Origin of the sequence: Pseudogracilibacillus sp. SE30717A (genome assembly GCF_037071985.1) — a bacterium.
Lineage (GTDB): Bacteria > Bacillota > Bacilli > Bacillales > Amphibacillaceae > Pseudogracilibacillus.
In genome coordinates this window covers 26,343-37,887 of sequence record NZ_JAXHDF010000013.1, presented here as the reverse complement: position 1 = coordinate 37,887, position 11,545 = coordinate 26,343, and the positions used below count along the sequence as shown (strand labels likewise).

Annotated in this window: 13 protein-coding genes; 11 read left to right on the top strand and 2 right to left on the bottom strand. The window is 35.8% G+C overall.

Annotated elements, in window-relative coordinates:
* Positions 1–50 precede the first annotated feature (50 nt).
* The 4 genes from SPD48_RS17740 (at position 51) to SPD48_RS17725 (ending at position 3,384) form a co-directional block, all read left to right on the top strand.
* Positions 51–758 (top strand): YhfC family glutamic-type intramembrane protease, encoded by a 708-nt coding sequence (locus tag SPD48_RS17740; RefSeq protein ID WP_336259468.1) that lies wholly within the window; start codon positions 51–53, stop codon positions 756–758.
* Positions 730–1,116, top strand: a complete 387-nt coding sequence (locus SPD48_RS17735) for a DUF3887 domain-containing protein (protein ID WP_336259467.1) — start codon at positions 730–732, stop codon at positions 1,114–1,116. The genes SPD48_RS17740 and SPD48_RS17735 overlap by 29 nt, the downstream gene beginning before the upstream one ends.
* A 166-nt stretch (positions 1,117–1,282) precedes the next feature.
* Positions 1,283–1,855, top strand: a complete 573-nt coding sequence (locus tag SPD48_RS17730) for a TetR/AcrR family transcriptional regulator (protein ID WP_336259466.1) — start codon at positions 1,283–1,285, stop codon at positions 1,853–1,855.
* Positions 1,856–1,968: 113 nt separating this feature from the next.
* On the top strand, positions 1,969–3,384 hold the full coding sequence (locus SPD48_RS17725; RefSeq protein WP_336259465.1) for a YhgE/Pip domain-containing protein: 1,416 nt from the start codon (positions 1,969–1,971) through the stop codon (positions 3,382–3,384).
* 61 nt (positions 3,385–3,445) lie between these two features.
* Here SPD48_RS17725 and SPD48_RS17720 read toward each other — a convergent pair whose 3' ends face one another.
* Both SPD48_RS17720 and recQ read right to left on the bottom strand, forming a co-directional pair.
* Positions 3,446–3,649, bottom strand: a complete 204-nt coding sequence (locus SPD48_RS17720; RefSeq protein WP_336259464.1) for an SHOCT domain-containing protein — start codon at positions 3,647–3,649, stop codon at positions 3,446–3,448.
* Between the two features lie 124 nt (positions 3,650–3,773).
* Positions 3,774–5,927: a DNA helicase RecQ gene (recQ, locus tag SPD48_RS17715; RefSeq protein ID WP_336259463.1), complete on the bottom strand. Its 2,154-nt coding sequence runs from the start codon at positions 5,925–5,927 to the stop codon at positions 3,774–3,776.
* A gap of 609 nt (positions 5,928–6,536) precedes the next feature.
* Here recQ and SPD48_RS17710 point away from each other — a divergent pair.
* From SPD48_RS17710 to SPD48_RS17680, 7 genes are read left to right on the top strand one after another with little or no spacing between them, the layout of a single operon-like run.
* Entirely contained in the window at positions 6,537–6,839 is a 303-nt protein-coding gene (locus SPD48_RS17710; protein ID WP_336259462.1) for an urease subunit gamma, read from the top strand.
* A gap of 41 nt (positions 6,840–6,880) precedes the next feature.
* The gene (locus tag SPD48_RS17705) at positions 6,881–7,204 is read left to right on the top strand and encodes an urease subunit beta (protein WP_336259461.1); all 324 of its coding nucleotides are present in this window, start codon (positions 6,881–6,883) and stop codon (positions 7,202–7,204) included.
* Positions 7,201–8,913, top strand: a complete 1,713-nt coding sequence (gene ureC / locus SPD48_RS17700; protein WP_336259460.1) for an urease subunit alpha — start codon at positions 7,201–7,203, stop codon at positions 8,911–8,913. The genes SPD48_RS17705 and ureC overlap by 4 nt, the downstream gene beginning before the upstream one ends.
* A 10-nt stretch (positions 8,914–8,923) precedes the next feature.
* The gene (gene ureE, locus SPD48_RS17695) at positions 8,924–9,379 is read left to right on the top strand and encodes an urease accessory protein UreE (protein WP_336259459.1); all 456 of its coding nucleotides are present in this window, start codon (positions 8,924–8,926) and stop codon (positions 9,377–9,379) included.
* On the top strand, positions 9,372–10,058 hold the full coding sequence (locus tag SPD48_RS17690; RefSeq protein WP_336259458.1) for an urease accessory protein UreF: 687 nt from the start codon (positions 9,372–9,374) through the stop codon (positions 10,056–10,058). The genes ureE and SPD48_RS17690 overlap by 8 nt, the downstream gene beginning before the upstream one ends.
* Before the next feature lie 43 nt (positions 10,059–10,101).
* On the top strand, positions 10,102–10,719 hold the full coding sequence (ureG, locus tag SPD48_RS17685) for an urease accessory protein UreG (protein ID WP_336259457.1): 618 nt from the start codon (positions 10,102–10,104) through the stop codon (positions 10,717–10,719).
* Positions 10,720–11,544 (top strand): urease accessory protein UreD, encoded by an 825-nt coding sequence (locus SPD48_RS17680; protein ID WP_336259456.1) that lies wholly within the window; start codon positions 10,720–10,722, stop codon positions 11,542–11,544.
* Position 11,545 lies beyond the last annotated feature (1 nt).

The window sequence follows — 11,545 nt, the reverse complement described above, 5'->3', positions numbered from 1 at the left end:
CTCTATACTTATTTTATAGATTTTTATACACTGATCAGGGGTGAGTAAGATTGATCGGTGTTATTTTTTCTATATTAATAAGCATAGGGTTACCACTGGTACTTTTCGTATATGCATGTTTTAAAAAAAGGTATATGGCATTTATTTTAGGTGCTCTAGCGTTTGTTGGATCACAGATATTATTCCGTATTCCATTATTACAATTCTTAGGGAATCACAGTACGGAATTTATCATGTTACGTGTAACACAGCCAATTTTATTTGCTATAGTAGTCGGTTTATCAGCAGGAATCGTTGAAGAACTAGCACGTTTTATCTGTATACGCTTTTTTATGTCGAAACGGAATTGGCAGTCTGGCTTTTTATTTGGTGCAGGACATAGTGGAATAGAAGCGGTAATATTTGTTGGCATTCCCGCTCTGACATTATTCGTTTCCCAAACAATGCTTATTGAAAATGAAGCATATTTTATTGGGGGGATAGAGCGATTTTTTGCAATGCTATTACATATCGGGCTCTCCATTATTGTTCTTCAGGCAGTTGTGCAAAAAAGATTTATAGGCGTGTGGCTTGCCATTGCTATTCATGGCTTTACAGATGCATTGGTTGGAATTTTGCCACTTTATGTACCAAAAGATCATGTAGTATTCGTTTTAGAATTGGCGTTAGCGATTATCGCGCTCACTGTTTTTGCTTACAGTTCACTATTAAAAAGAAGGGAGTATTACAATGAAAAAATTTGCATTAATGATGTTTAGTGTGGTCACAGTGTTGATGCTCGTTGCATGTGGTGGAAGTAAAGTGGATGACTCAACAGCGGAAAAGTATATAACAAAAGCTGAAGAGATCGTCTCCTTAATGAATGCTGGAGATTATGAAGAAGTTCATGCGATGTTTGATGAAAAAATGAAGGAAGGATTACCTTTAAGTGATATGGAAGAGTTAACTCCTGTGTTAAACCAATCAGGTGATTTTGAAAAAATTAATAAATCTTCTGTTGAGGAGAAAGATGGCTTTTATATTACCGTTCTAGCAGCAAATTATAGTAAAGAAAATCTAGTTTTTACCGTGTCTTTTAATGATAATGATGAGGTAGCGGGATTATTTATTCAATAATTAGTTATCGTTTCATACGAATCATAAATAACCATTCATTATTTCGCAGAAGAATGGTTATTTATTTTAGTTAGAAGTTCGGAAAGAAAGTAGTCATTGACAAACTCCAAATAAATCCATATACTATAAATGAAAGTAAGTACTTGCATGTGAAGGTGGATAGATCGTGGAAAACACAAAAGATAGAATCATTCGGGCGGCAATAGAACTCGTTGATGAGAAAGGGTATAAAGGTGCAACAACACGTGCAATTGCGGAACGAGCAGAGGTAAATGAGGTAACGCTATTTCGTCATTTTGGAAATAAGAAAGGAATTCTTGATGCGGCGATCCAAAAGTATTCTTTTTTTGATGAAATAACGGAAACAATGAGGAAAGGTATAACATGGAATTTAGAAAAAGACTTAAAGATGTTGAGTGAGAAATACCAAGAGATTGTCGCTTCAAAAAGAAATATTATTCTAATCAGTTTACGAGAGGAAGGAAGATTTCCGGAGTTAGACGAAGCCATTCAAAAGCTCCCAACTACATATCGAAATATTATTAAGGATTATTTTATAACGATGATTGAACAAAAAAAGATGAAGAAAATTGATCCTGAAGTTGCTGCAAATAACTTTATCTATTTTAATTTCGGATACTTTTTTTTACAGGATAGACTGTTAGAAAAAAACGAAAAAATTACACTAAATAAATTTACTGATAATTATCTATCTATGTTCATTGATTCGTTAAAATAGAAAGTTCCTGTTGTAGTAATCAACAGGTTATTTTTTATCTATACTGAAAGCAAGTACTTGCATTATTAAAGTAAGCATGTACATACGTGCAAATAAGAATGGAGATGAATAAAATGTTCAAAAAAGAATTATCTCATCTGTTTAAAAACAAATTAGTTGTTGCAGGACTCATTATTGCATTGTTTATTCCCACTTTGTATAGCGCCACATTCCTATGGTCTTTTTGGGACCCATACGAAAATATGGAATCGATGAAGGTAGCCATTGTGAATGAAGATGAGCCAGTTACGTTTCAAGGGAATGAATTAACTCTAGGAAAAGAAATCGAGAAAAATTTACGAGAAAACGAGACATTTACATGGGACTTTGTGACAAAAGAAAAAGCGCTAGAAGGTTTAAACGATAATACGTATTCCATGATGATCTTTATACCGAGTGACTTTTCCGAGAAGGCTAGTACAGTATTTGATAAGGATCCGAAGCAGCCAGTGATTGAATATGTGCCAAATCAAAGTAAAAATTATATGTTCAGCATGATAGAAGAAAGTATGGTACAGCAACTTAGAAGTAATATTGCAGATAGTATGGTAGAAAGCTATATGCAGTTTTTTGCAAGTAATTTTGAAAAAATTTCAGAAGGGGTACAGCAACTAAATAATAGTGTAGGGAGTTTAGCGGACGGAATAGAGAAGATAAATGAACCAATTGAGCAAACGATTCATTCTAATCCTAATGTATCAGAAACTGAAAAAGTAGAATTGATTTCTGCCATTACGGCCATCACAGAAGGGTCCAGTAATTTATCAAGTGAATTAGAAGCCAGTACACAGGAATTGAGTAACGTTCAATTCAATGAAGCGAATCTTGAAATTGCCGCAAGTCCGTTGAAATTAGATACACTGCCATATACTAAGGTCTCAAACTATGGAAATGGTTTTACACCATTTACCCTTTCATTAGGGCTATTTATTGGAGCAATGGTCATAACCATGGTGTTCCCAGCAGTACAGACTTTTACCAAGCCAAACAGTTTCCTTGGATGGTTTGGTAGTAAATATATAGTAGTCATCACAGCTGCGATATTACAAGCAGTAATAGCCGATGTAGTACTATTAAACATACTTGGTATTGAGGTAGGTAATACGGTGAACTTTGTCTTCTTCACGATACTAGTCAGTATTGTTTTTGCAATAACTTTACATTGTTTATCTGTCTTATTTAAAGATGCTGGCAGATTATTAATGGTTGTACTGCTTATTTTACAGATAACGAGTAGCGGTGGAACTTTCCCGACAGAAATGGTTCCATCTATATTACAAAAGGTAAGCAGTTTTCTACCAATGACTTATTCTATTTCCGGATTCAGGTCGTTAATAGGCAGTGAAAACATGGTAATTATGTGGGAAAATATACGCTATTTAATGGTCTTTTTATCTATTGCATTCATTGGATCAATTTCGTATTTTGCGTCTCGTTTTAAAAGTCTTAAAAATAGTGATGTTGATGAGTATTCTATCTTGTCAAAGTAAAGAACTCCCTTAAGATAATACAGTACATTTGTTTATCTTAAGGGGTTCATTTCAAAGAGCGTCACTTTTTTCCTTGTTTTTCTTTAGCTCGTCGATAGTCTTCTTCTGTTATTTCCCCTTTTTCTAAGCGTTCCTTCATAATATCAAGCGAACTTCTTGTAGCGTTTTTCTTGGCTCGAAATTTAAAAAGAATATAGGCTAAAATAATGATCACAACTATTGTTAAGATAAGTCGAATAGAATAACTTAAAAAGATATCAGCCATAATGGATTCACCTCTACACCTATTATTCCTTTTCTCATATTGTTTAAGCATTCGATCGAACACTTAATTTATCCGATCTACAAAATGAGTGAATACGTTTGAACATCAATTTGGGATAAGAAGTTCATGTAAGATTATTTTTGACTAGTACAGCTTGTATTTTTCGATAATCATAAGAGTCAGGGAGTGATTCTTTCAAAGGTTTTAAGCGTTTTTCCTCCAATTGTTCATGCGCTTGTAGGATCACTTTTTCCTCTTCATCATTAAAAAAGATGTTCCAGGCTAATGGGTATCCGTCTTCAAAAGCTTTGAATAAATGTTTTTCAATTGTTTGTTCATTCATTTCTCGAATAATCGCAATTTCCTTAATCGATTTACCTGTTTGAAACATTTTATAGCTAGCCAGATGACTTGGCCCTTCATGCTCTGAAGTTTTTCTCACACGTCGAACAACTGGCGAACTGTTTATTTGAATTTTCGGTTTTACTTCCGGGTGAGCTGCTTTCCACTCGTTAATTTCGTGTAAAAATATTTCCCCATATTGTTCATACTTCTTTTCTCCAATACCCTTTATTTCTAGCATTTCTTCTTTGGTTGTCGGGAAATAACGACATAAATCTCTTAATGTTGCATCAGAAAACAATACATAAGGTGGTACATTTGTTTCATCAGCGATTTGTTTTCTTAATGCGCGTAATAGGTCAAACAGCTCTTTCTGAAAATCGGCTTCTTCTATAGAAGGAATTGGAGCAGTATACATCCAAACGCTCTGTTTACCTTTTAACACATCCACAGACTGTTTGTTTAATTTTAAGATCGGATATTTTCCTTCTTCACTCCCAAGAAAATTCTCTGCAATTAGAAATTGAATCCGTTCTGTAAGATCTTTTTCCGTATAAGCAGATAAAATTCCATAAGTAGAGAGTGTATCTAGCTTAAAAGAAGTAATTTTTTTATCTTTAGATCCACGTAATACTTTTGCTGTCATTCCAACGCCGAATCGCTCTCCCATTCGTTTCACGCAAGAGAGAATCATTTGTGCTTCTTCGGTTATATCGACTTTTTCCGATTGGTACATACAATTGCCGCAGCGTCCGCAAGGTTCACTTCCTGCTTCACTTTCATTCGTAAAGTAATTGATGATGTACAAACTTAAGCAGCTATGTGTATGACAGTAATTGATCATTGCTTGTAATTTACGGTATTCATTTTGTTTTGCTTCTTCCGAAAAATCCGATTGCTCAATTAAAAATTTTTGTAGCTGGATGTCCTGAGGGGAAAATAGCAAGATACAATCACTTGGCTCCCCGTCACGACCCGCTCTTCCTGCTTCTTGATAATAAGATTCGATATTCATCGGCATGGCATAATGAATAACGAACCGAACATTCGATTTATCAATTCCCATCCCAAATGCATTGGTTGCGACCATAATTGGTATCTCGTCACGGATAAACGCTGATTGCGCACGTTTTCTTTCCTCTTCGGAGAGTCCTGCATGATACTTTTCAACGGCTATCCCTTTTTTATGTAATTGGTCGTAAAGCATGTCTGCTTGCTTTCGGGTTGCTGTGTAAATTATACCTGACTCATCTTTATGCTCGTCTAAAAAAGATCGAACATACGAATATTTGTCTTTTCCTTTTACAAGATGGAAGGATAAATTTTCACGTTCAAACCCAGTTTTGACGATATGATGGGGATCGATTTGTAATAAATTCTGAATATCTGTAATAACGTCTTGTGTCGCTGTTGCGGTTAAAGCAATTAGTACTGGAAGACGAGGCATCTCATTTAAACGGGGAATAATTGAACGATAACTCGGTCTAAAATCGTGCCCCCATTGGGAGATACAATGTGCTTCGTCAAATGCGATTAGAGATAAGCGCAAGTTCTTCATACTATTCATAAAATAAGACGATTCAAATCGCTCAGGTGCTACGTAAACAAATTTGTATTTTCCCATTCTTATATCATTTAGGCGCACACTCTGTTCGGAAGGAGATAATGAACTATTTACATATGTAGCAGCTATCCCTAAAGATTGCAGCGCATCGACTTGGTCTTTCATCAGCGAGATAAGTGGTGAAATAATAAGGGCTGTTCCGTCTAATAAAAGTCCTGGAATCTGATAACATAATGACTTCCCACTTCCTGTCGGCATAACAGCTAGGGTATTTTTTGACTGAAGTATATAATCAATTGTTTCTGCTTGGCCTGCACGAAACGTTTCATATCCGAAATAATGGCTTAAAATTTTGTTTGCTGTGGAATTCATAAAAAGCACTCCTTCGGAAAAGTTGTTTAGATACAGTATCTTTACCATACTCTAATGAACTCTTCTATTTAAATAATAACATTCATCATTCATAGATTCTCTTTTATCAACCCTGTACTTATAATAAACGTAATTGTTGACCGAGCTATAAAATAACCATATACTATTATAGTGTTCAGAAATTGAGAGGTAAAGGAGGCCAACTCTATAAAATATAATTTAATAGGATGAACAGAATTTTCACTTTCTCAAACTCTTTTCACAACGGTTAATCTACCGATTGTAAAAGTGCACTCCCCCTACTTTATTTAGGAGAATCACCTTCTCCAATGCATCGATTGTATTCAAAAACAATTCTAAAAATAACCTTAAAATAACACACTTTTTTAAAACAACTTAATAATTTCGCAATGCTCGTAAGGCGTTTATTTAATCACAAATAGGCGTTTTTTTGGTGGACAAAAATACAACGCAAATTAACACAAAGCAATTGACTGAATTGATCGAAAAGTCAATATTTTTTCGGGGCGTAAATTTACTCATAATGGCTATAGATTTTGGAAATGATAGCAATAAGCTTATGTCAGCCGATTTAGGAGGGGAAAATTAATGCAGTTATTACCGCGTGAAATAGATAAACTTTTAATTGTTGTAGCGGCGGATCTTGCTCGACGTAGAAAGGAAAGAGGGTTGCAGTTAAACCATCCAGAAGCAATGGCTTTAATTACATATGAAGTCATTGAAGGAGCAAGGGATGGCAAGACAGTAGCGGAGTTAATGGAATTTGGTGCAACGATCCTATCAAGAGACGATGTTATGGAGGGTGTAGCCGAGATGATTGACGATATACAGGTTGAGGCCACTTTTCCAGACGGGACAAAGCTAGTTACTGTGCACAATCCGATCCGATAAACGAAATGAGTGAAGTAAATTATGAAGGGAGTTGGACCTAAATGATTCCTGGTGAATTCATTTTAAAAGAAGAGGAAATCATTTGTAATCAAGATAAAGAAGTTATAAGTATATCCGTTATGAATACTGGTGATAGACCTGTTCAAATTGGTTCTCATTTTCATTTTTTTGAAGTAAATGATGCGTTGAAGTTTAAACGAGAGAAATCTATTGGGAAGCGCCTTAATATCCCAGCAGGTGCTGCGGTTCGATTTGAACCAGGAGATGAAAAAACGGTAGAGTTAATAGATTTTTCAGGGCAAAGAGAAGTTTATGGTTTTAATAATAAAGTAGATGGTTCACTTGAAAGTAGGGATATTAAATGAGCTTTAGAATGTCTAGAGAACAATATTCACAAATGTACGGACCAACGATTGGTGATTCGATCCGTTTAGCGGATACTGATTTATTTATCCAAATAGAAAAAGATTATACAACGTATGGTGAAGAAGTAGTTTTTGGTGGTGGAAAGGTAATTCGTGATGGAATGGGTCAACATCCTTTAGCTACAAGAGCTGACGGAGTTCCGGATACGGTTATTACGAATGTTATTGTACTAGACTATACAGGGATTTATAAAGCCGACGTTGCACTTCGAGATGGCCTTATTTACAAAATTGGCAAAAGTGGAAATCCGCTTATCATGGACAATGTTGATATTATTTTAGGTTCTTCTACTGAGGTTATTGCTGGTGAAGGGTTGATACTAACAGCCGGGGGTATTGATACCCATGTACATTTCATTAATCCTGACCAAGTAGAAGTTGCTTTGACAGCTGGATTAACGACTTTAATTGGAGGAGGAACTGGACCCGGGGCAGGTTCTAGAGCGACAACAGTTACACCGGGTGAATGGAATATGCACCGTATGTTAGAAGCTGTAGAAAGTCTACCAATCAATGTTGGGTTAACGGGAAAGGGCCACGCTGCTACAAGAGCCCCGCTTGCTGAACAAATCCTTGCTGGTGCAATTGGTTTAAAAGTACATGAAGATTGGGGAGCAACATCATCCTCATTGGATCATTCATTACAAGTTGCAGAAGAATTTGACGTTCAAATAGCACTACATGCGGATACGTTGAATGAAGGCGGATTTTTTGAAAATACAATGAAAGCAATTAAGGGCCGGGTTATTCATATGTATCATACGGAAGGCGCTGGAGGAGGTCACGCACCGGATTTAATTAAATCTGCTGGAATGATGAATGTATTACCATCTTCTACGAATCCAACGTTACCATTTACGATTAATACAATTGATGAACATCTTGATATGTTAATGGTTTGCCATCATTTAAATCCGTCTGTGCCTGAAGATATTGCATTTGCTGATTCACGGATTCGCCGAGAAACAATTGCTGCTGAGGACGTTTTACAAGACATGGGTGTATTTAGTATGACTAGTTCAGATGCGCAAGCAATGGGACGTATCGGTGAAGTAGTCATGCGAACGTGGCAAACGGCGGATAAGATGAAGAAGCAATTAGGCACAATGAAAGGGGATAATGAATATGCAGATAATAATCGAGCAAAACGTTATATTGCCAAATATACGATTAATCCAGCAATTACACATGGTATTTCCGAGTATGTTGGTTCGATTGAAGAAGGAAAAGTTGCCGACCTAGTTCTATGGGATCCGAAGTTTTTTGGAGCAAAACCGGAAATGATTTTAAAGAGCGGATTAGTGGTAAATAGCCTGATGGGAGATGCAAATGCAACAATTCCAACTCCTCAGCCAATGATTTATCGTCCAATGTACGCGGCATTAGGTAAAGCACTTGGTAAAAGTTCTTTTACATTTATCTCTCAGGCAGCATACGATAATAAATTGCATGAAAGACTTGGACTGGAAAAGCAAGTTCGCCCAGTACGGGGAATTCGTAATTTGACAAAAAAGGATATGAAATTAAATACGGAAACGCCAGATATTGATGTTGATCCACAAACATATGAAGTAAAAATTGATGGGGAAATAATTACGTGTGAGCCGGTTGATGTGGTGCCTATAGGGCAGCGTTATTTCTTATTTTAGAGGTGAAGTAATGATTATCGAACGTATCGTTACCAATATTGAACAATTAAATACAAAAGAAATAGAAAAAAGACATGTAGAGAAAGTTTTATTGGAAAGTGCGCACTTAGTAAAGAGAATTCAACGAGTTAAAACTGACCATGGAAGAGAACTTGGTATTCGTTTACAGGAGCCACGTGATCTTGTGGCCGGTGATGTACTTTATATGGACGAGAAAAATATGATTGTTATTGATGTATTATTAGATGATCTATTAGTTATTAGCCCACGTAATATGCAAGAGATGGGAATGATTGCTCATCAGCTTGGGAACCGTCATCTTCCTGCGCAGTTTGAAGCGGATGATATGCTTATTCAATATGATTATCTTATTGAGCAATTATTAGAAGAAGTTGATATACCATTTAAACGAGAAAAACGAAAGGTGAAAAAAGCCTTTCGACATATAGGACATAGTCATGAATGAAAACTTATTAGCTCTCATTCAGTTATGTGATTCAAATTTTCCAACAGGGGCTTTTAGTCATTCATTTGGAATGGAAAGTTATATACAAGAAGGTGTCGTTTACGATAAAGACACCTTCTCTAAGTGGTTAAGCCTATACTTGCATAATCAACTTGTTTATTCGGATGGACTAGCAGCACGACTTGTTTATGAGGCATTAGAAGAAGACAAGTTGGCTATTATTTGGCATTTAGATCGATTATTAACGGTTCAAAATTTTTCTGAAGAAACTAGAGAAGGAACAGTGCGTATTGGCGAACGTATGTTAGCGATGGTAGAATCACTCTTTGATGCGGAGCTACTTAGGTCGTACAGGGAACGTATCCAAAAAAAGCAATCGTTTGGCCATCCCGCAATTGTATTTACCATGGTGGGTTATTGTTTAGGGGTAGAAAAAGAAACGACCAATCAATTGTATTTGTATTCAGCTATTGTCAGTCTCGTACAGAATGCAGTTCGAGCTATTCCTTTGGGACAAACAACAGGACAAAAAATAATTTATGAATATCAACAAGAAATATCAAAAGCGGTAAAGGTAATTAATCAACTTTCTGAAAACGATTTTGGAATCGTTGCCCCTGGTATTGAACGATCTCAAATGGCGCATGAACAAATAAATATTCGTATTTTTTCATCTTAAAATCTATTTTCAAAGAAAAATATTCGTAAAGGAAGTGTTTTATATGGAGCCAGTAAGAATAGGTGTTGGTGGCCCAGTTGGTGCAGGTAAGACAATGTTAATCGAAAAAATAACAAGGGAATTAAATAATAAAGTAAGTATGGCTGTAATAACTAATGATATTTATACGAAAGAAGACGCGAAGTTTTTAGTAGCAAACGGAATTTTGCCAGAGGATCGAATTATTGGTGTGGAAACGGGTGGATGTCCACATACTGCGATACGTGAAGATGCTTCTATGAACTTTTCGGCAATAGATGAATTGATAGAAAAGCATCCAGATGTAGAACTTATTTTTGTAGAGAGTGGTGGAGATAACCTGGCAGCGACATTTAGTCCAGAGCTTGTTGATTTTTCTATCTATATTATCGATGTTGCTCAAGGAGAAAAGATCCCACGTAAAGGTGGACAAGGGATGATAAAATCTGATTTGTTTATCATTAATAAAACAGACTTAGCACCATATGTCGGTGCCAGTCTGGAAGTAATGGAAAAGGACACGAAAACCTTTCGTAGCGATAAGCCATTCATTTTTACAAACTTAAAAAAAAATGAAGGTCTTGATCAAGTAGTTGAATGGATTGAAAAACACGCATTATTAAAAGGTTTAGGTTCCCTATAAATGGCCAATTGGACAGGGATTTTAGAATTGGATATAGAAAATCGTCAAGGGAAATCAGTTGCTAAAAATATTTATTTTCAAGGCGCGTTTAAGGTAATGCGCCCAGTGTACCATAATCAATCTAATCAACCTTGTTTTTATATTCTTAATCCAGGTGGTGGTTATTTAGACGGGGATACGTATCGAATGGTAGTTTCGTTACGGGAAAAAGCTAGACTTACTTTGACCACACAGTCTGCTACAAAAGTATATAAAACACCAAAAACACAAGCATATCAAGAAACAGAAATTCATTTAGCTAAAGATAGTTATTTAGAGTTCTTGGCTGATCCACTTATTGCCTATAAAGATGCACGTTATTTTCAAAAAAACACTATAAAAATGGAAAAAGGATCCACTTTTCTATATTCAGATATTATTACACCTGGCTGGTCACCAGAGGGGGAACTTTTTAGTTATGACAAGTTACGATTGGTAAATGAAATCTACCTAGAAGAAGAACTCATCGCTTTTGATCATCTCAAATTATCTTCTAAAGAACAGCATATTAATGGATTAGGATTTATGGAAGGATATACCCACTTAGGTTCTTTCTTTATTATTAGCGATATGTTCGAAAGGCAACTAATTGATCAACTTCATCGAGAAATTTATAAATTGGATGGAGATTTTAAAGCGGGATTGTCAAGCTTAACGGTCCCTGGATGCTCGATTCGAGTGATGGCAAATCAAACGCAAGTAATAGAACGAATTTTTAGAACTTGTCATCATATAATTAATCAAGCTTGGTTTCACTCGAAACCAAGTTTTTTAAGAAAATACTAAT